This is a genomic window from Pseudomonas sp. LBUM1668, from assembly GCF_059695715.1.
Genome location: NZ_CP166787.1, coordinates 3534841 through 3554463 on the forward strand (window position 1 = coordinate 3534841; position 19623 = coordinate 3554463).

The 19623-nt window shown below is 59.7% G+C and carries 16 protein-coding genes; 7 read left to right on the plus strand and 9 right to left on the minus strand.

Annotation, left to right across the window (positions count from 1 at the left end; translation table 11 throughout):
- Positions 1-132 precede the first annotated feature (132 nt).
- A complete protein-coding gene (gene uspL, locus ACA061_RS15850) occupies positions 133-996 on the plus strand; it encodes a universal stress protein UspL (RefSeq protein WP_210699808.1) in 864 nt (287 codons plus the stop codon).
- Positions 997-1082: 86 nt separating this feature from the next.
- Here uspL and ACA061_RS15855 read toward each other — a convergent pair whose 3' ends face one another.
- On the minus strand, positions 1083-1553 hold the full coding sequence (locus ACA061_RS15855; RefSeq protein ID WP_497301942.1) for a DUF1289 domain-containing protein: 471 nt from the start codon (positions 1551-1553) through the stop codon (positions 1083-1085).
- Between the two features lie 470 nt (positions 1554-2023).
- Between ACA061_RS15855 and acnB the strand changes: the two genes are divergently transcribed.
- Complete coding sequence (gene acnB, locus ACA061_RS15860; protein ID WP_497301944.1) at positions 2024-4633, plus strand: bifunctional aconitate hydratase 2/2-methylisocitrate dehydratase; 2610 nt, start codon at positions 2024-2026, stop codon at positions 4631-4633.
- Positions 4634-5084: 451 nt separating this feature from the next.
- Here the strand turns inward: acnB and ACA061_RS15865 are convergent, their stop codons facing one another.
- The 3 genes from ACA061_RS15865 to ACA061_RS15875 all read right to left on the minus strand — a co-directional run bounded on the left by ACA061_RS15865 (position 5085) and on the right by ACA061_RS15875 (position 7034).
- Entirely contained in the window at positions 5085-6365 is a 1281-nt protein-coding gene (locus tag ACA061_RS15865; RefSeq protein WP_150615304.1) for an HAAAP family serine/threonine permease, read from the minus strand.
- A gap of 253 nt (positions 6366-6618) precedes the next feature.
- Positions 6619-6789: a hypothetical protein gene (locus tag ACA061_RS15870; RefSeq protein ID WP_191626428.1), complete on the minus strand. Its 171-nt coding sequence runs from the start codon at positions 6787-6789 to the stop codon at positions 6619-6621.
- Positions 6790-6839: 50 nt separating this feature from the next.
- Positions 6840-7034, minus strand: coding sequence for a hypothetical protein (locus ACA061_RS15875; RefSeq protein ID WP_150602860.1), 195 nt, complete (start codon positions 7032-7034; stop codon positions 6840-6842).
- Between the two features lie 443 nt (positions 7035-7477).
- Between ACA061_RS15875 and ACA061_RS15880 the strand changes: the two genes are divergently transcribed.
- Both ACA061_RS15880 and ACA061_RS15885 read left to right on the plus strand, forming a co-directional pair.
- The gene (locus ACA061_RS15880) at positions 7478-8002 is read left to right on the plus strand and encodes a cysteine hydrolase family protein (RefSeq protein WP_497299592.1); all 525 of its coding nucleotides are present in this window, start codon (positions 7478-7480) and stop codon (positions 8000-8002) included.
- Between the two features lie 139 nt (positions 8003-8141).
- Entirely contained in the window at positions 8142-9110 is a 969-nt protein-coding gene (locus ACA061_RS15885; RefSeq protein WP_150602862.1) for a 2-hydroxyacid dehydrogenase, read from the plus strand.
- Here ACA061_RS15885 and tssA read toward each other — a convergent pair.
- Genes tssA through ACA061_RS15910 form a run of 5 tightly spaced genes read right to left on the minus strand, consistent with a single transcriptional unit; the run spans position 9107 to position 16613 of the window.
- Positions 9107-10189 (minus strand): type VI secretion system protein TssA, encoded by a 1083-nt coding sequence (gene tssA, locus ACA061_RS15890; protein ID WP_150602863.1) that lies wholly within the window; start codon positions 10187-10189, stop codon positions 9107-9109. The genes ACA061_RS15885 and tssA overlap by 4 nt on opposite strands.
- A complete protein-coding gene (locus ACA061_RS15895; protein ID WP_497299593.1) occupies positions 10186-14010 on the minus strand; it encodes a type VI secretion system protein in 3825 nt (1274 codons plus the stop codon). The genes tssA and ACA061_RS15895 overlap by 4 nt, the downstream gene beginning before the upstream one ends.
- Entirely contained in the window at positions 14007-14771 is a 765-nt protein-coding gene (locus ACA061_RS15900) for a DotU/TssL family secretion system protein (protein WP_150602865.1), read from the minus strand. Before ACA061_RS15900 ends, ACA061_RS15895 begins: the two co-directional genes overlap by 4 nt.
- Before the next feature lie 18 nt (positions 14772-14789).
- The gene (gene tssK / locus ACA061_RS15905) at positions 14790-16121 is read right to left on the minus strand and encodes a type VI secretion system baseplate subunit TssK (RefSeq protein WP_150615297.1); all 1332 of its coding nucleotides are present in this window, start codon (positions 16119-16121) and stop codon (positions 14790-14792) included.
- 45 nt (positions 16122-16166) lie between these two features.
- Positions 16167-16613 carry a type VI secretion protein gene (locus ACA061_RS15910; protein WP_210553002.1) on the minus strand — a complete coding sequence of 149 codons (447 nt, stop codon included), beginning with the start codon at positions 16611-16613 and terminating at the stop codon, positions 16167-16169.
- Between the two features lie 228 nt (positions 16614-16841).
- Between ACA061_RS15910 and tssB the strand changes: the two genes are divergently transcribed.
- The 3 genes from tssB to ACA061_RS15925 all read left to right on the plus strand — a co-directional run bounded on the left by tssB (position 16842) and on the right by ACA061_RS15925 (position 19618).
- Positions 16842-17384, plus strand: a complete 543-nt coding sequence (tssB, locus tag ACA061_RS15915; protein WP_150602868.1) for a type VI secretion system contractile sheath small subunit — start codon at positions 16842-16844, stop codon at positions 17382-17384.
- Between the two features lie 30 nt (positions 17385-17414).
- A complete protein-coding gene (tssC, locus tag ACA061_RS15920; RefSeq protein WP_210553003.1) occupies positions 17415-18896 on the plus strand; it encodes a type VI secretion system contractile sheath large subunit in 1482 nt (493 codons plus the stop codon).
- A 224-nt stretch (positions 18897-19120) separates the two neighbouring features.
- Complete coding sequence (locus ACA061_RS15925) at positions 19121-19618, plus strand: Hcp family type VI secretion system effector (protein WP_150602870.1); 498 nt, start codon at positions 19121-19123, stop codon at positions 19616-19618.
- Positions 19619-19623 lie beyond the last annotated feature (5 nt).

Genomic DNA, 19623 nt, shown 5'->3' on the forward strand with positions numbered 1-19623 from the left:
GAAGGGCGCCGATTATACCGGCCTGCGGGCAGACCACCAGCGGCTGGCGTTGATATGCATCAAGTCGCAGGTGTTCAAGCAGCAACTATAGTTGTGCAACGCCGTGCCTTTTCTTTGCTGGAGACTCCGCTCATGCAAGCCATTCGCAGCATTCTGGTGGTCATCGAACCCGAACATTCGGAAAGCCTGGCGCTCAAGCGCGCCAAACTGATCGCTGGCGTGACCCAGGCCCATCTGCACCTGCTGGTGTGCGACAAGAAGCATGATCATGCCGGCATGCTCGGCGTGCTCAAAACCGCGCTGCTGGCGGACGGTTACAGCGTGACCACCGAACAGGCGTGGAACGAGAGCCTGCACGAAACCATCATCGATGTGCAGCAAGCAGAAGGTTGCGGGTTGGTGATCAAACAGCATTTTCCCGACAGCTCGTTGAAAAAAGCGCTGCTGACGCCCGCCGACTGGAAACTGCTGCGTCACTGCCCTACCCCGGTGCTCTTGGTGAAAACCTCAACTTCGTGGAAGGACAAGGTGATTCTGGCGGCGATCGACGTAGGCAATACCGATGGGGAGCATCGGCATCTGCACACGACGATCATCGATCACGGCTATGACATTGCCAGCCTGGCCAAGGCGCATCTGCATGTCATCAGCGCCCACCCGTCGCCAATGCTATCGTCGGCCGACCCGACGATGCAGCTCAGCGAAACCATAGAAGCGCGATATCGCGAGCAGTGCCGGGCCTTCCAAGCCGAATTCGACGTTGATGACGCGCACCTGCATATCGAGGAGGGTCCGGCGGATGTGTTGATTCCGTTTATAGCCCACAAGCTGCAAGCGGCCGTCACTGTGATTGGCACCGTCGCGCGTTCCGGATTGTCAGGGGCGTTGATCGGGAACACGGCCGAAGTGATATTGGATGCGCTGGAGAGTGATGTGCTGGTGCTCAAGCCGCAGGAGGTTGAGGATCATCTGGTGGAGTTGGCGGTGAAGCACTAAAGATCAAAAGATCGCAGCCTTCGGCAGCTCCTACAAGGGAATGCGTTCTACCTGTAGGAGCTGCCGAAGACTGCGATCTTTTGCCTTCAAGCGCCAAAGGCGTCCTTAAGAAATCCTGGCGCGATGTAGCGCTCATAGTGCGCTTCAGACAGCAGGAAGAATTCCCGATCAATGGCATCGCGCAATTCCGGCAGATTCCAGTCGCGGAATTCCGGCAGCAACACCATGCCGTAGGCTTCCAGATTAATGATCACCCGCGCGCCACGGGCAATCAGCTGATAGGCCCAGCAATATTCCGACTGATGCGGCACGAAGCGGATCTTGCGCTGTTCGAGCTGCTGGCGCAGCCGCGCCGGGTCGAAAATCTCGACCTTGCTCGCCATCACTTGTGACAGCAACTGCTCCAGACGCAGCCACACCGCACGCTTTTCCTCCTCGCCGTAACCATTCCAATTGATCACTTCGTGATGGAAACGCTTGCAGCCACGGCACACCAGATCACCGTAAACAGTGGAGCAGAGGCCGACGCAGGGAGTCTTGATGGTCTGATTGGGCATATAAAGTAGGCAAAGGCACTGAAACGCGGAACAGGTCGGCATGTTAGCCCTTTGTCAGGCATTGATCACCCCTCAAACGTCAGGGGCAAGCGCTGGCCCGGTGTTTGGACCGGCTACGCACAACGCCACCAAAGTCCAATAGAGCCCGACTTACCTTTAAATTTTTTTTGCCGTAGAATCAGCCAGCCTTTTAAGGCGCAAATGTCCGTTAGAAGCTGTTTTCAAAGCGTCACGAGCACAGTCGTTCCTTCAGAGCGGTGTTGGCGACGGGTTTTTCCAGCGGGGAAAAGCCCAACGCCAACCCTCATCAGCTCCCCCTCTGCAGGCGTAAAACTTTGAAAGCAGCTTCTGTAAGGAATGGTCGGTAATTCTGGCTAAGTGGCCCACAACGCCACGCAGCGCATGAGTACGAGCATTTCGCGACGAGCGTCCCGGACACCCATTTGGGACCACTGATGAGGGTAATAACTGTGCTTGAAGCCTACCGCAAACATATCGAAGAGCGTGCAGCACTGGGTATCGTTCCCCAGCCGCTTAACGCCGAACAAACAGCCGGCCTGGTCGAGCTGTTGAAGAATCCTCCGGCTGGCGAAGAAGCTTTCCTCGTTGACCTGATCACCAATCGCATTCCACCAGGTGTGGACGAAGCTGCCTATGTAAAGGCCGGTTTCCTGTCTGCTCTGGCCAAGGGCGAAGTCTCCTCCCCTCTGCTGGACAAGAAGCGCGCTGTAGAACTGCTCGGCACCATGCAGGGCGGCTACAACATCGTGACCCTGGTTGACCTGCTGGACGACGCCGAACTGGCGCCAGTCGCTGCCGCGCAACTCAAGCACACCCTGCTGATGTTCGATGCGTTCCACGACGTGGCCGAAAAAGCCAAGAACGGTAACGTTCACGCCAAAGCCGTGCTGCAATCCTGGGCTGACGGCGAGTGGTTCAAGAACCGCCCGACCCTGGCCGACAAGATCAGCCTGCGCGTGTTCAAGGTCACCGGCGAAACCAACACCGACGACCTGTCCCCGGCTCCAGATGCCTGGTCGCGTCCAGACATCCCGCTGCACGCCCTGGCCATGCTGAAAATGGCGCGCGACGGCATCGTTCCTGATCAGCAGGGCGCCATCGGCCCGATGAAGCAGATCGAAGAAATGCGCGGTGAAGGCTTCCCGATCGCCTACGTCGGTGACGTGGTCGGTACCGGTTCGTCGCGTAAATCGGCAACCAACTCGGTGCTGTGGTTCTTCGGCGACGACGTTCCTTACGTGCCGAACAAGCGCGCTGGCGGTTTCTGCTTCGGCAGCAAAATCGCTCCGATCTTCTACAACACCATGGAAGATGCCGGCGCACTGCCAATCGAATTCGACGTCTCCAACATGCACATGGGCGACGTGATCGACCTGTACCCGCATGCTGGCAAAGTCTGCAAACACGGCACCGACGAAGTCCTGACCACCTTCGAAATGAAGACTCCGGTGCTGTTGGACGAAGTTCGTGCTGGCGGCCGTATCCCGCTGATCATCGGCCGTGGCCTGACCGAGAAGGCTCGCGCCGAACTGGGTCTGCCACCGTTCGATCTGTTCAAGAAGCCGGATGCTCCAATTGAAAGCACCAAGGGTTTCACCCTGGCGCAGAAAATGGTCGGCAAGGCTTGCGGTCTGGCAGAAGGCAAAGGCGTTCGTCCTGGCACCTACTGCGAACCGAAGATGACCACCGTAGGTTCTCAGGACACCACCGGTCCAATGACCCGTGACGAACTGAAAGACCTGGCGTGCCTGGGCTTCTCCGCTGATCTGGTGATGCAGTCTTTCTGCCACACCGCGGCATATCCAAAGCCGATCGACGTGACCACCCACCACACCCTGCCTGACTTCATCATGACCCGCGGCGGCGTTTCCCTGCGTCCGGGCGACGGCATCATCCACTCGTGGCTGAACCGCATGCTGCTGCCGGACACCGTCGGTACCGGTGGTGACTCGCACACCCGTTTCCCGATGGGCATCTCGTTCCCGGCCGGTTCCGGTCTGGTCGCGTTCGCCGCAGCCACCGGCGTTATGCCGCTGGACATGCCGGAATCGATCCTGGTGCGCTTCAAGGGCAAAATGAAACCTGGCATCACCCTGCGTGACCTGGTTCATGCCATTCCTTACTTCGCTATCCAGAACGGTCTGCTGACCGTCGAGAAGAAAGGCAAGAAAAACGCCTTCTCCGGCCGCATCCTGGAAATCGAAGGTCTGGAAGGTCTGACGCTGGAACAGGCTTTCGAGCTGTCCGACGCCTCGGCCGAACGTTCGGCTGCCGGTTGCACCATCAAGCTGTCGAAAGAGTCGATCACCGAGTACCTGAACTCCAACATCACCCTGCTGCGCTGGATGATCGGCGAAGGCTACGGCGATGCACGTACTCTGGAACGTCGCGCACAAGCGATGGAAGCCTGGGTTGCCAACCCTGAGCTGATGGAAGCCGATGCCGACGCCGAATACGCCGAAATCATCGAAATCGACCTGGCCGACATCAGCGAGCCTGTGCTCTGCGCACCAAACGATCCGGACGACGCCCGTCTGCTGTCCAGCGTTGCTGGCGAGAAAATCGACGAAGTGTTCATCGGTTCGTGCATGACCAACATCGGTCACTTCCGCGCTGCCGGTAAATTGCTGGATCAGGTCAAGGGTCAGCTGCCAACCCGTCTGTGGCTGTCGCCGCCGACCAAGATGGACGCTCACCAACTGACCGAAGAAGGCTACTACGGCATCTACGGCAAAGCTGGCGCGCGCATGGAAATGCCAGGCTGCTCGCTGTGCATGGGTAACCAGGCACGTGTAGAGCCGAACAGCACCGTGGTCTCCACGTCGACCCGTAACTTCCCGAACCGTCTGGGCGACGGCGCTAACGTCTACCTGGCCTCGGCCGAGCTGGCGTCGGTTGCTTCGATCCTGGGTCGCCTGCCGACCGTCGAGGAGTACATGGAATACGCTGGCAAGATCGACAGCATGGCGGCCGATATCTACCGCTACCTGTCCTTCGACCAGATCGCCGAGTTCCGTGAAGCTGCTGCGAACGCCAACATCCCGGTCGTTCAAGCCTAACGTTACAACGCCATGAAAAACGCCGCCCATCGTGAGATGAGCGGCGTTTTTTTATGCCTGCAGAATCGTCGCCGCCTGCTCCGGCCTCATCGCTGGCAAGCCAGCTCCCACAGGGATTGCGGGTGTCTGCGCATTGGTGGGCATCACACAGAACCCTGTGGGAGCTGGCTTGCCAGCGATAGCGCCGTGTCAGCCACCATCGTCTTTGAATGAGCCAACGCTATCGCGAGCAGGCTCACTCCTACAATATTTGGTGTGATGCCCACCATTGCGCAGACACCTGCAATCCCTGTGGGAGCCAGCCTGCCAGCGATGGCGGTGTGTCAGCCACCATTGTCTTTGAATGTGCCACCGCTATCGCGATCAGGCTCGCTCCTACGTGGCGGTTTCATCCAGACGAAAAAAAACCACTGCACACATCGTGTGCAGTGGCTTTTCTGTTGATCTTGCTTTACATCGTCAGTTTGTAAACCACCGCCGAAATTGCCACAAGACCTACCACGGTGACGAACACATTGGACGCTTGACCACGAAAGCGCGCCATCGCCGGCACTTTGCGGATCGCATACATCGGCATCAGGAACAGGATCGCCGCGATGACCGGGCCACCGATGGTCTCGATCATGCCGAGGATGCTCGGATTCAGCGTCGCCACGATCCAGCACACCACCAGCATGAAAGCCGCCACGATGCGATCCAGCGCCTTGGCGCCGGGACGCTTGCCGCTCTTGATGATCAGACCTTTCAGACCTTCACTGGCACCAATGTAGTGACCGAGGAACGACTTGGAAATCGCCACGAACGCAATCATGGGTGCCACGAATTCGATGGTCGGGTTGCTGAAGTGGTTGGCCAGGTACGACAGGATCGACAGGTTCTGGTCCTTTGCTTCAGCCAGTTGTGCTGGTGACAGGGTCAGCACGCAGCTGAACACGAAGAACAGCACCATCACCACCATCAGCAGGTGCGCACGACAAAGGATTTGCGAGCTGCGCTCATCGGCGTGGGTGCCGTAACGGCGCTTTTGATCGACCGCGAACGCCGAGATGATCGGCGAGTGGTTGAACGAGAACACGATCACCGGGATCGCCAGCCACAGCGTGTGCAGCAGCTCCGACGGCGCGGGCACTTGTGACACGGTGGTGAGGATGCCGCCATTCCAGTGCGGAATCAGGTACACCGCGAGAAACAGCAGCGCGACGATAAACGGATAGACCAGCAAACTCATCGCCTTGACGATCGCCTGTTCGCCACAACGCACCACTGCCAGCAAACCAAGGATCAGCACGAACGACAGCAGCGCGCGTGGCGGCGGTGTGATGTGCAGTTGATGTTCGAGGAAACTGGCGACCGTGTTGGTCAGGCCGACGCTGTAGATCAGCAGGATCGGGAAGATGGCAAGAAAATACAGCAGTGTGATCAGCGCCCCGGCCTTGATGCCGAAATGCTCTTCGACCACGTCAGTGATGTCGGCGCCTTCGCGACCGGACAGCACAAACCGGGTCAGACCGCGGTGTGCGTAGAACGTCATCGGGAAGGCCAACAGCGAGAGGATCACCAGCGGCCAGAAGCCACCGATCCCTGCGTTGATCGGCAAGTACAGGGTGCCGGCGCCGATGGCCGTCCCGAACAGTCCCAACATCCAGGTGGTGTCCTGGCGATTCCAGCTCGAAAGTTCAGCGGGTGCTGCTGCATCAAAGCGCTCTTCGACGCTATTGGCCTGATCATTCATCCGGTCGGATCTCCGCATTCCGGTCACTTGCCACTCGGTCAGGACGCGTCGGAAAAAACCGACAGACATGCTCCGGCCGAAACAGGGGCGCGATTCTCCGTGATAAATGAGCAGAAGCAAAGACTTAGCTGAGGAATGGTTGTGCGGAGCAGATCAGAGGTATGTCGTTTTTGGGAAATTAGCTGTCGGCGATGGGTACGTGCAGTGTCGTTTTCTGGCAAGCACCAGCGCCGAATATGATCGGGCGACTTGATCAGATCGATCGAGCCAGGATGAATCCAAGTGACATGCAAAAAATGCCGAACCCCAGCATCCCCCAGACTGGATACATATCGTCCTTGTCCTTGATACGCATTTTCTCAACCCATTCATCGTGCTCTCGATCTAACTGCTCAATCATGGCTTTGCGGTCAAATGTACTCATGTTGATTTCCTTTTTGGGTCATGGGCCTGACTGTTGAGAAGCGCGAACACTCAAAACTTGAAAAAAACGCCTGCTACTGCAGTGATTGCGGTCACCACCCCACCCAACACGGCGAGTGGATATAAATTCGTCTCCCTCTCTAGCTTTTTTGCTTCCGCTAGCAGCTTTTGTCTCTCAGCCGCGAGTTTCCGCGTTTCGTTCATTAGCCTTTGGAGTTCCAGATTGTCGCGATCATCCTGAAGCATGCGCCTTCCTTGGCTATTGGCACTGGCTGCCGAGCTGCTTTGTACCCTCATGATTTCCTATTCATCCCGTGCCAGATAGCAGATGAGTCCGGCGATTTCGTAGGCAAAATCCGCGAGTTGAGTAGGCCGCCTCATACAACGTCGCTACTGAGATTACGGCGGGCCGATCGCCTTCCCACAGCGTGTGGTCTGCTCCGGCGGCGCCCGGTTATCGAGCACTTGATTGACAGCCGCCCAACACGACCAGCATGATCGACCTCATGAACCTTCGCTCGCTGCACTTCACCCGCACCACCACGACCGCCACCGGCGGGTCGTGGTGTTTGCGTCTGAGGTAAAAACCAGCGCAGCAAACCCAAGGCCCCGCCAGCAATGGACGGGGCCTTGTTGTTTCTCCCGTCCGTGCGGCATCAGCTACCCCGCTCGTCAAAAGGAGAAACACCATGTCTGCTGCGCTGTTGATCATCGATATGCAGGTCGGTCTGTTCCACGGCCCGGAAAAACCCCACAAGGGCGAACCGGTTCTCGCCAACATTCAGCACCTGATCAAAAAAGCCCGCCAACAAAACGTACCCATCTACGCCGTGCGCCACACTGGCTCCCAAGGCTCGCCGGTTGCTGCTGGCAGTTCATTCTGGCAATTGCTGCCAGCGCTGGAGCTGGACGCTGACACCGACATTATCTTCAACAAGTCCAGACCCAACGCCTTCCTCGGCACCAAACTGGCGCAGCAACTCAACAGCCGAAAAATCGAAGACCTGTACCTCGTCGGCATGAAGACTCAGTTCTGCATCGACGCCACCTGCCGCGCCGCTGCTGACCTGGGCTTCAAACCTGTAGTGGTCGCCGACGCTCACACTTGCATGGACACCCCGGTGCTGCCTGCTCAAGCCATCATCGAACACCACAACGCAACCCTCGGCGCCGGCTTCGCGAGGCTGATCGACAGCGCCGACGTGACCTTCTGACGAAGCGTCCGCGCGCTCCCCGTTTCAGCTCCTACACTGGCTGAAACGGGGCAGCGCTCAGCCATTGCCAAACAGCTCTGGAATCAGCACTCTGCTACGACTTCGCGACCGAACCGCCATTGTTCAAAGGAGCCGCGCAATGCCCGCTACCGTTCTGGTACTGGTTGAAACCATCAATGACTATCTGCCGATTCTCGAGCATCAGGGTTTTCACCTGATCCTTGCTCCCACCCCGGCCGAACGTGCGCAAGCCATTGCCACCCACGGCGCACGCATCGATGCAGTGCTGACCCGTGGCCCGCTGGGCCTGACCGCCGCTGAAATTGCCGCGCTGCCGGCGTTGAAAATCATCACGGTGATCGGTGCCGGTTACGAACAGGTCGACCTGCAAGCCGCCAGTGATCGTGGGATTACCGTGACCAACGGCGCCGGGGTCAACGCCTCGTCCGTGGCTGATCATGCGATGGCGATGCTGCTGGCGTTGGTGCGCGATATTGCGCGCTGCGATGCCGCTGTGCGTCGGGGGGAATGGCCGAAGATCATGCGTCCATCCCTGGCTGGTAAACGGCTGGGCATTCTTGGCCTCGGTGCGGTGGGGCTGGCGATTGCCAAGCGCGCCAGCCTCGGCTTCGACATGCAGATCAGCTACCACAGCCGCCAATTGCGCAGCGAGGTGCCTTATGCGTTCTGCTCGACCCCGACCGAACTGGCGCGAGCCTCGGATTTCCTGATCGTCGCAACGCCGGGCGGGATCGGCACTCAGCACCTGGTGACGCGTGCGGTGCTCGATGCGCTGGGGCCGAACGGTTTCATCGTCAACATTGCCCGAGCCAGTGTGATCGCCACGGCGGACCTGATCACCGCGCTGGAGCAGCGGCGCATAGCCGGCGCTGCGCTAGACGTCTTCGACCATGAACCGCACGTGCCGGATGCGCTGAAAACCCTGAGTAATGTGTTGCTCACGCCTCACGTCGCCGGTCTGTCACCGGAAGCCACCCAAGGCACAGTAGAACTGGTGGGGAAAAATCTGCAGGCGTTCTTCTCCGGGCAACCGGTGCTCACACCGATTCAGTTACCGCCAAAAATCAGCAGCCAGCGCGTGCACTAAAGCACGCCAAGCAACGTCCATAAGCGCCGCGATTCAGCATCGGCGCTGATCAACTCTCCGAGCAATTCACTCAGCGGTTTGTTGCCCCACTCGACTCCACGCCGGATCAGATACGGCACCGGGCTATGCGGTTCGGTGCGGGCGAGGTATTCGGCGATCAGCAGCAATTGGCGATAGGCCTCTTCGCGATTCGCAGGCTCACGAAAGGCCTGCGCGATTGGCGCGTCCTCGACGGATGGCGCAACGGCAGCAGGGACTTCGACCACAGGGGGTGGCGGCGCCGGTTGTTGTGGGTGCATGGCGATAAACTCCTGAACCAGCTTCAGTAACGCTTCAATGGTGTCCTGCAAGGGGCGAAGTCCCGGCGCCTGATCACCCAGATAGGCATCGCTCCAGCTATCGAGCCGTTGCAGGTGTTGCAGGCTCAGCAACAGGTTGCCCTGAGTGCGTAGCCAGAACGCCAGCGGCGTGACGCGAATCTGTTCGTTGAGTTTTTTCTGTTCGTTGCGCGCGGCTTCCGCTGAGGTCTTGGCGTTCTTGCTGTCGTTGGCCTGCACTTGCTGAACCTGCAAACGCCGCCAGACTTCAAGGGTATAAGCCTCAAAATCGCTGTTACGGCTGCCGAATAAAGGCACGCGGGTAAGCAACACTTCACTGTACCGACGCACCAGCCACTCCAGCGGAATAACCCGCCACGACTGGTCGCCATCCTCGGCGCGCGGATGCAAGTCTTCGGGGAAGCGCTCACACAGACCGGCGATCAGCGCCAGACTGCCGGGCAGGCCGTCCAGGGCCTGCAAATGCAACCACGCCTCGCCGAGCCAGGCGCTGAGCATCAGATCCTTGCTGCGCTCCAGCAATAACGTCGTGGTGAGTTTCTCGACATCGGGCCAATTCGCCCGCTTGAGTGTCGACTGCCAGACCCCGGTCGGCAGGCTGGCATCGTCTTCCCGGCGCAGGTCGCGCAACTGGTCGAACTCACGTTCATAGCGCAAATCGACGCCGCAAGGCGCGTCCGCACTGATCGGCGCGAGCAACTGATCAATCAGGTCCGGCAACGTAGTTGATGGCAGGCTCACAAGCCCTCCTTCCGGGATTCAAGGGCGACGGTGCTGCCGGTTGCCTGAAACGGCGAGCGCGGCGCGCGGGTCGGCAACGGCGCAATCGACAACGGCAGTTTAGAACCTTGGCTCATCAACGAAACGCGCACGAACATCCGTGTGAATTCGCTGGTGACGCTGTCGGCGGCGCCCGTCACTGGCAAGCGCAGGGTCAAGGGGAAGTCGGTGTAGTCCATGCTCGGCTGGCGCTGCACCGAGAAATGCGCGCGCATCAGCCGCAGCAGCGACCACGGCCCGCCATACTCCCAACCGGCTTCCAGATCACGCACCACCAGGTTCGGTTGCAGCGGATCGTTGACCGGCCGCTCCTTGCCGTTGCGCGCCCAGCGCAAGGTCAGGCGAATCGGTTGGCCAACCATCCAGCGCAGGTTCGGTTGCTCGGCCGGCATCGGATAATTGATTTGCTGACTGCCGGCAAGCAAGCCCCAGGCAATCACCTGATCAGCGCCCTGCTCGTCATCACGATCGGTGCGCCAACGCACGTCCAGCTCAACGCCGAGAATGCCGCTCTTGTCGCGAACAAACAGCGGCGTCAGCCAAGTGCTGGCCTGCTTCAAGCGATTGAGAAAATCAGCCGCGGCCAGGCGTTCTGGAGTCTGATTGGTAGCCAGTCCGGCCTGGGCGACCGGCAGACGCTTGTCGATCAGTTGCAGAAAATATTCAACCCGCGCCGGATCGGCGTCCTGCATCTGCACGCCATTGGCGAACGGAAAGCGATCGGCCAGGTATTGATTGAAGTAATTGGCCAGGTCATTCCATGCGGTCGCAGCCTGTTGCACTTGCAGCGTCTGGCAACGCTGCATGGCCTCTTGCTGCAACTCCACCGCACGCATCGCCAACGTGCCGCGCCCACCCGTAAGGTTGACCGTCTGCAACATTTGCAAGCAGGAATTGACATCCATTTCGATGAAATCCCGACTGATCATTTGCTCGATCTGCGCCGGTGGACTGGCCGGATTGGCCTCTTTGTACCTAAGCAGTTCATCGTTGAGCGCACTGAATTGCGTGACCCGTTCGTAATCCAGCGCCGACAGATTGGCTTGCTGCGTCATCAGCCACTGCAACGAAGATGTCCGCCGCTCGGTGATGCCAAGCATGGTGTTGAATTGCTGCTTGAGGCTCAGTTTCAGGTCCTGCACATCGCTGGCACCGAACAGTTGCAGGCCGAGGTTTTTCGAGCCATCCCACTGGCTGATTTCGCTGCGTCCGCCAAACAGCGGTTGCTCGGTGACTTCACTCAACGCGTTGGTAATCTGCGCCAGGGCGCGGCGATTGAGTGCCGATTGCAGCTGTGTGGCCAGATCCGTGCGATGGACTTCGACGAACGCTTTTTGCAGGGCCATGGCTTGCTCGGCCTGCACGTTGAACACCGCATAAGGATGCGCCTGATCGTTGTGATCCTTGAGGCTCAACCACATTGCCTGGGCGGCGGCGCCCTCGGCGGCTTTAAGCAGCGCGCCGCGATAATCCGGCGGGATGCGCGGTAATTCTTCAGCGATATAGCGGCTATAGTCGGCGAAGTATTTCAGTGATTCATTGAGGTCATCGCCATCGACGGTCTGGCCCTGCAAGTTGACGTTGTCTTCGCTGGCACGCAAGGCCGCTGAAACGAAGTCACGCTTGAACAGCGCCTGTATCGCGTTATCGAGCTTCACCACCTGTTCTTGCAACGCCAACTGCCCACTGGCCTGCTGAACGAGAAGATTGTCGCGCGAGCCGACCTGGGCGATCCATTGATCACGAAAACTCTGCTGCAAGCGTGTCGCTTGTGTGTCGAGGTCCTGTTGCACCTGTGGCCCCAACAGCGAACTCTTGCCCACCTTGTCGAGGAAATCCCGATAACCCGGCACGAGTTCCTGGCCCTTGCCGCGGCTCCAGGTCGAATTGGTCAGGGCAATCGCCGCTTGCAGATCGTCGACCAGCGCGGTCAGGTCTTCAAGCTCGGTCAGGCTGTTACCACTGCCGGCCTCCAGTTGATCAAGGTGCAACTTGAGATAACCGGCCTTGCTGACAAAGTTGTCGGCGAGAAAATATTGATCGAGCCAGCGCTGCATCAAGCCGGAAAAATTACTGACGATCAGCGGCCGGTCGGCGCTCAGGTCAAGCGCCTGCAAGCTGCCGTCCTCGCCCGCCACCAGCAGACGATTGTAGAAAGGCGCATACGCGAGGGTGCCTGCGTTGAGGTTCAGGGACAGCGCGTTATTACTCAGTTGCACCAGATCTTCCAGCGGTGCGCGCTGATTGTTTTGCACCTGATTGAACAGTTGGTTTTGCTGTTCCAGACGCAGTGCCCGATTCACCAGATCGGTTGCCTTTTGATAGTTCTGCCACTGCGCCGGGTCGTCGCCTTCGACAGTGCTGCGCCGATCAGTGCTGCGGATCGCCTTGATTTGCGCCAGCTCCGCGCTCAACAGTTGTTGCAGAGGCAGGATCATATGGCGCCGGGTGGACTGAAAAACTTCCTGTTCGAGCTGGTTGTCGAGCGAGGAGAACCACGACGTCGGAAACACCAGCGAAACGTAGTTCCAGTGCGGGGCGCGTTCCAGTACCCGCCAGAAAGCCTGCACGTTGCGCCGGGTCGAGTCGATTCGCTGCGCCTCATCGGTGACCGCCACGTAACTCTTCTGCGCTCCCTGCATCTGCCGCGCCAGTTCATGGGCATCCCTGACCGATGCGTGCCAGACCCACAGCATCGCCACCGCCCAGACCACCCCCACCACCAGCGCCACCCCGGCAGTCAGCCGTTGCCAACGTTGACGCAGGCGCAGCAAGCGCGGCACACCGTGCGCCAGTCCCTGTTCGCCAACCAGGCGCTGGCGCCACAATTGCCGGGCGAACGCGCTGCGCTGCAAGCCGTTGTCTTCCAGGCTAAAACCATTCTGCGCGTCTTCCCCCGCGACATTGGCGGTGAAATACACGCCGCGAAAACACGGCGCCTCGCCTTGCGCATTGCCCTGAAATACCGGCTCCAGCACGTTCTGCAAACCACGCCGTAAAGTCTCGAGACGGTCCGGCAAGGCATACAGATCGTCACTCAATTGCCCCGACAACGTTCCGATTTCAATCACCGCTTCGGCCACGGCGCGGTGCAGTTGATCCAGCGCCTGATCACTCCACGCGCCTTGCCAAACGGCGTCGCGGGCGTAGGGTGACGACCAGCCCAGCGTGGCTTCGCGAGCTTCTTGCGGCAACGCACTGATCAGTTCCTGAAACCCCGGCAATTCCTCGAGCCCGGTGACAATCACGTAGACCGGGACGCTCAGGCCGAAGCGTTGCAGCAGGTCGATGAAACGTCGACGTGCGGCCAGACCTAACTGCGTCGCTTGTTCAAGATTGTCCAGGCGACTGACCGGCACCGTCCAGATCACCGCGTCCAGCGGCCGTTTGCTGCGCAAGCGCAGGATCAGGCCGAGCAGCCGCCACCAACTGCCGCGCTGCAAATGCATGCCGTCATCCGGCAGGAACAATGCCTGCGGTACCACCAGCACCGCGCCTTCGGGGTCCGACCACCAGCGCCCGAACCACGCCGGTTTGTCGGTCGGCTGCAAGCGCCACTCGCTGACCAGTTGCGTACCCTGGACCTCGTCACCGAGCATCAGCAGCCATGGCATCTGGTAGCGGTCGAGATTGCCCTGGTCGCGTTCCATATGGCGCACCGAGGCATAAAAACTGCGGATCGCTGCGCCGCTCTGAGTGCGCAGCCACCACACCGCCACGCCGATGATCACCAGCACCAACACAATGGCGACGACCCACGCGACAATCGTCAGCGGGCTCATGAGTCTTGCTCCGGCGCATCCATCACGTCGCTGGTTTGCAATACCGGCGTCAACTGTTGGCCGATGTCACGCCACAACCAATGCCCGAGCCCGGTCAGTAACAGCACGATAGCCAGAATGCCCAACGCCAGACGAAAGCCGTCCGGCAGCGCGGTGCGCACCGGCATCTGCAACGGTGTCGCCAGCGAGGGCTGCGCCAGTCGACGGCTGACGTCGGCGTACGTCGCTTCGGCTTGCCAGGCAAAATCGAACAGCGCCAATCGCCATTTTTCCAGCTGTGCCTGACTGTGCTCGCCGCGCAGACGTCCATGAAAGCCGAGAATCAGGCACTGCAAATACACGTTGGCCAGATCGCGGGTGGTCGGTTGCTGCTCGTCGAGCAGGGTTTGAATCGCCGCCGGCACCTGCTCGCCAGCCTGACGACTGGAATACAAGCGCGACTCCAACGGTTTGTCCTGCCATGCGCCCTGCCCCGGCCATGGCGTGAACAGCAGGGTTTCGTCGACCAGTGCGACGAACGCATACACCACGGCTTTGACCTGTTCGGTGGCCGAGTCGCCAACCCGTGAATACGCGGTGCGCCACAGTCGTTGCGAAGCCTGCGTGGACAGCTCGACCACGGTTTCGACCAGTGCCGCTTCGTCCTCGCTGTCCTTGGGCAACTGCAGCCAATCCTGTTGCCATTGCTGCCACGCCTGCCGGAACGCGCTGCTCAACGGTGCGTCCTGCAACCCAAGGCTTGCGGCACTTCCTTGCGACATACGGCGTTCCTTGTGTGATCAGGCACTTTCGCTGTTCTGGGCGACAAACAGCACCACTTGCCACGGGCTGCTGGTCAGCTTCGCTGCTGGCGCGGCGATCATCAGCGGCAGTTGCGCGTCGAACCACGCGCCCTCGGCCGTGACCACGAACAGTCGCGTGTCCTCACCGACGCTATAGGCGACTTGCTCGGTGCGGCTCATGGCCTGATGCGTCAAACCGCTCATGCGTTGGCGACTGAGCAAGGCGATATGCGGCGCAGAAGCGATGATCGCGCCGCGCAACCAGTCAATCGCCGCTTGCTCGCTGGCGCCGTTGGGCATGCGCAAACCGATAACCAGGCGCTGGCTCGGCTGTTCATCCGGCAACTGGATCGAAAAGCTCTGCTCGCTGCGTTCGAACGGCAGACTGCGATAGCCGGCGCGGATCAGTTCGAGGGTGCTTTCGAGCCATTGCAGCACGGCGTCGTAACCGCGCTGCAATTCGAGAAAATCCAGCGGCGCGAACGCTGGTACGCCGGCCAGCGGATCGAGCGCCGACCACGCGCCGGCAAGGCCCAGCAAATGCACATACAGGGTTTGCGGGTGCGCGATGCGGCTGTTCAGTGTGCCTTCGACTTCCGGCAGGCGCGCCCACAACGCGGTCAGCTGCCGACGGATTTCCAGCGCATCATCCTGATTGCCGGCCTGTTGCGCCTGACGCAGGCGACCGCCGAGAAACAGACATTTTTCCCGCGCCCGTGCACAGAGCCCTGCGATGCGTCGACCGAGGGCAGATTCCGGCAACAGGACGGGCGTCGGCGGTGTGTAGGCAAGCGGTAGAAAACCGCCGCCCTCCTTGCGGATTTTCAGCAATGGCAGGCAAATCGAATCGGCTCGGTTCAGTTGCGTGCACAGGCGTGGATTGGGGCGCCACACGGTGATCGTTTCGGGGAATTGGCCGCTGGTGAGATCCGGCAACGCTTCACCGACCACCGATTGCAAACGGCCCCTGAGCGGCAGCAGTTGCCCGGCGCGCCACATCGGGCTGATCGCCAGATACACGGTGACAGTGGCATCGTCAGTGGCCTCGATCGCCGCGCTGACATCCAGCTCCAGCGTCTCGCCGACACCGGCCTGCACATCCACCGGCAAACCGTCGGGCAGCGTGCCTTGCAGCGACAACACCCGCACCACGCCTGCGCTCAGCGCCGAAGGGTCGAACTCCATGTGGCTGACGCCCCAGAACCACGGGTTGCATGCCTGCGCCAGATGCGCGCCGAGCGCTTCAGCCCGCAGCCCCTGCAACTGAAAATGCTGCGGCAGCAATTGCATGCCTTCATGCCAGCAGACCGCGTCGGGTAGCAGACTCATACGACTCCCTTCGACCATGCCGCAAGCCGGCGGCGGGCGGATTTTTTATTTGTCCTGGCTGACCAGATTCATCTCGCGGCTGTCGAATTTCAGCCACGCCTCGCGCTGATCGTCGAGGCGTAATCGGTGCGCTCCGGGAGTGTTATAGCTGGCGAAGACTAAAAGTCCAGCGGCCTTCTTGCCCTCCAGCGGGAAGGGCTGACGGTCGATGAATTGCCCCGGCACCAGCTCCAGTCCCCACACGCTCATCAGCTGACGATAGTCGCGTTGATACTGCTCGCGTTGAGCAAACCACTGACTGGCATTGATGCCGGACAGTTGCTTGAGCAGGTCCGGGTCATTGACCGCGATGAAATCCACGGCAATCGGCGTGTCGTCATTGGCCTTCGGTGCGACGTCGAGAGTCAGGCTGTCGAGGTCCACCTTCGGCCCGAAGAAGGAACAACCCGTCAGCAGCACAAACCCCAACGTTAGAAAAAATCGTCCAGGCAAAATGAATTTTCCTTTTCGTGATTCTGTCCAAAAATGTTTTCGCTTGCTTTTTTATAGACCTGTTCTAGCGTCTTGGGTAGTTCGGTTCCTACAGCCGAATCCAGGAAGGTTTGTCAAAGGAACGACAGGTCATCTGCCTCCCTTTCTAACCTACGGTCCAGTAAGGGAAAGCGATGAACGGGCCTCCCCGATGCATTGCGCCCGCTCATCGCATCGGAGTCCGCCGACATGGCAGAAAGTACGCAACACAAGCTCGACCGGGTGCGTCCGCCCCGGGTGCAAATCACCTACGACGTCGAAATCGGCAATGCCATCGAGAAAAAAGAGTTGCCGCTGGTCGTCGGAATTCTTGCCGACCTGTCCGGCAAACCGCTTGAGCCATTGGCAAAACTGACCGAACGACGTTTTACCGAAATCGACCGCGACAACTTCAACGAAGTGCTCGCCTCGATTGCCCCGCGCGCCACGCTGCAGGTCAACAACACCCTCAGTGGCGATGACAGCAAGCTCAACATCGAACTCAATTTCAAACACATCGACGATTTCGACCCGGTCAACGTGGTGGAGCAAGTCACGCCGCTGCGACGTCTGTTCGAAGCCCGTCAGCGCCTGCGTGACCTGCTGACCAAACTCGACGGCAACGATGACCTGGACAAGTTGTTGCGCGACGTGATCGCCAACACCGAAGGCCTGCAGGAAATCAAATCGGCTCGCCCAGACACCGCTACCCCGGCTCCAGACGCCGGGGCTCCGGCCGAACCGCAAGCCTGATCGTCCACTTGAATAGAGGGAGAATTCGCCATGCCCGCCGCCGCCAAGAACCAAGCCAGCGACAGTACGACCGAGACACTTTCCCTGCTCGACCAGATCATCCTCGATGGCCGCATGGCCCACGATGACAGTCAGCAGGATTACGCCCGCGACATGCTCGCGGAGTTCGCCACCCAGGTGCTTGACGAAGGCATGGCCATCGACAAGGACACCGTGGCGATGATCAACGACCGCATCAGCCAGATCGACGAACTGATCAGCGCCCAGCTCAACGAGGTGCTGCACCATCCCGATCTGCAAAAACTCGAAGCCTCGTGGCGTGGCCTGCACATGCTGGTGAAGAACACCGAAACCAGCTCCCGGCTGAAACTGCGCCTGCTCAACGTCACGCAGAAAGAACTGCAGAATGATCTGGAAAAAGCCGTCGAATTCGACCAGAGCGCGCTGTTCAAGAAGATCTACGAAGAGGAATACGGCACCTTCGGTGGCCACCCGTTCAGCCTGCTGGTAGGTGACTACACCTTCGGCCGGCACCCCCAGGACATCGGTCTGCTGGAGAAACTGTCGAACGTCGCCGCCGCTGCGCACGCGCCATTCATTGCAGCCGCCAGCCCACGGTTGTTCGACATGAACAGCTTTACCGAACTGGCCGTGCCGCGTGATCTGTCGAAAGTTTTCGAGAGCCAGGAACTGATCAAGTGGCGCTCGTTCCGTGAGAGCGAAGACTCGCGTTATGTGTCGCTGGTGCTGCCGCACTTCCTTCTGCGCCTGCCTTACGGCCCTGATACTTCGCCGGTGGAAGGCATCAACTACGTCGAAGACGTCAACGGCACCGACCACAGCAAATACCTGTGGGGCAACGCCGCATGGGCGCTGTCGCAACGCATCACCGAAGCGTTCGCCAAGTACGGCTGGTGCGCGGCGATCCGTGGCGCTGAAGGCGGCGGCGCGGTGGAGGGCTTGCCAGCGCACACCTTCCGCACCAGCTCCGGTGATTTGTCGCTCAAATGTCCAACTGAAGTGGCGATCACCGACCGCCGCGAAAAAGAGCTCAACGACCTCGGTTTCATCGCCCTGTGCCATAAGAAAAACAGCGACGTCGCCGTGTTCTTCGGCGGCCAGACCACCAACAAATCCAAGGTCTACAACACCAACGAAGCCAACGCCAACGCGCGGATTTCGGCGATGTTGCCGTACGTGCTTGCCGCATCGCGTTTCGCCCATTACCTGAAGGTGATCATGCGCGACAAGGTCGGCAGCTTCATGACCCGTGACAACGTGCAGACCTACCTCAACAACTGGATCGCCGACTACGTGCTGATCAACGACAACGCGCCGCAGGAAATCAAGGCGCAGTACCCGCTGCGTGAAGCGCGAGTAGATGTGACCGAGGTGGCTGGCAAGCCGGGCGCCTATCGGGCGACGGTGTTCCTGCGCCCACACTTTCAACTTGAGGAACTGACGGCGTCGATTCGTCTGGTGGCGACGTTGCCGCCGCCGGTTGCGGCCTGACCGCGGTGATATTGAATGGCAAAAACTGAGCTCTGGGGGAGCCCCCTCTCACAGGCCCACTGAATTACCTGTGGCGAGGGGATTTATCCCCGATGGGGCGCGTAGCGGCCCTGTTTTTTTGGGGCGGCTGCGCAGCCCATCGGGGATAAATCCCCTCACCACAGGGTCCGCGCTCCACGCACTGACCCATTTGCCTAATTTGAATTTTTCAGGAGTTTCAAGCGATGGATGCAATCATTCTCGACCTCGGCGGTGACATCAAAGGCGATAGCCTGCTCGAGGGGTTTGCCGACAAGATCGAAGTCATGTCCTACAGCCACAACGTGGCGATGCAGGTGACCAACGACGTCAGCAACTCGGAGCGAACCTCCGGCAAACCGCACATCGGCGAGTTCACCGTAACCAAGTTCGTCGACAGTTCGACGCCCTCTCTCAACGAATATTGCTGCGCCGGCAAACCGATTCCCGAAGCCATCATCACCATCGGTCGCAACGCCGCCGAAGGCAGCGGGCAGTTGATGCCCTTTATCGTCTACACCCTGACCAACGTGGTGCTGTCGAACGTCAGTGTCAGTGGCGGCACCGGTGGCAAACCGGTGGAAACCGTGTCGCTGAACTTCACCAAAATCAAATGGGAGCTCACCGCGCAGAAAGACGATGGCACCAAGGAAGGTACCGCCGCGTCGACGTGGGACATGGCCGCCAACAAGCTTGTCAGCTAACCCGG

Excerpts from the sequence above, each read along its gene's own strand:
- uspL (WP_210699808.1), top strand. The coding sequence starts at position 133 with ATGCAAGCCATTCGCAGCATTCTGGTGGTCATCGAACCCGAACATTCG.
- ACA061_RS15855 (WP_497301942.1), bottom strand. The coding sequence starts at position 1,553 with ATGCCCAATCAGACCATCAAGACTCCCTGCGTCGGCCTCTGCTCCACT.
- ACA061_RS15865 (WP_150615304.1), bottom strand. The coding sequence starts at position 6,365 with ATGAATGATCAGGCCAATAGCGTCGAAGAGCGCTTTGATGCAGCAGCA.
- ACA061_RS15870 (WP_191626428.1), bottom strand. The coding sequence starts at position 6,789 with ATGAGTACATTTGACCGCAAAGCCATGATTGAGCAGTTAGATCGAGAG.
- ACA061_RS15875 (WP_150602860.1), bottom strand. The coding sequence starts at position 7,034 with ATGCTTCAGGATGATCGCGACAATCTGGAACTCCAAAGGCTAATGAAC.
- ACA061_RS15880 (WP_497299592.1), top strand. The coding sequence starts at position 7,478 with ATGTCTGCTGCGCTGTTGATCATCGATATGCAGGTCGGTCTGTTCCAC.
- ACA061_RS15885 (WP_150602862.1), top strand. The coding sequence starts at position 8,142 with ATGCCCGCTACCGTTCTGGTACTGGTTGAAACCATCAATGACTATCTG.
- ACA061_RS15895 (WP_497299593.1), bottom strand. The coding sequence starts at position 14,010 with ATGAGCCCGCTGACGATTGTCGCGTGGGTCGTCGCCATTGTGTTGGTG.
- ACA061_RS15900 (WP_150602865.1), bottom strand. The coding sequence starts at position 14,771 with ATGTCGCAAGGAAGTGCCGCAAGCCTTGGGTTGCAGGACGCACCGTTG.
- tssK (WP_150615297.1), bottom strand. The coding sequence starts at position 16,121 with ATGAGTCTGCTACCCGACGCGGTCTGCTGGCATGAAGGCATGCAATTG.
- tssB (WP_150602868.1), top strand. The coding sequence starts at position 16,842 with ATGGCAGAAAGTACGCAACACAAGCTCGACCGGGTGCGTCCGCCCCGG.
- tssC (WP_210553003.1), top strand. The coding sequence starts at position 17,415 with ATGCCCGCCGCCGCCAAGAACCAAGCCAGCGACAGTACGACCGAGACA.
- ACA061_RS15925 (WP_150602870.1), top strand. The coding sequence starts at position 19,121 with ATGGATGCAATCATTCTCGACCTCGGCGGTGACATCAAAGGCGATAGC.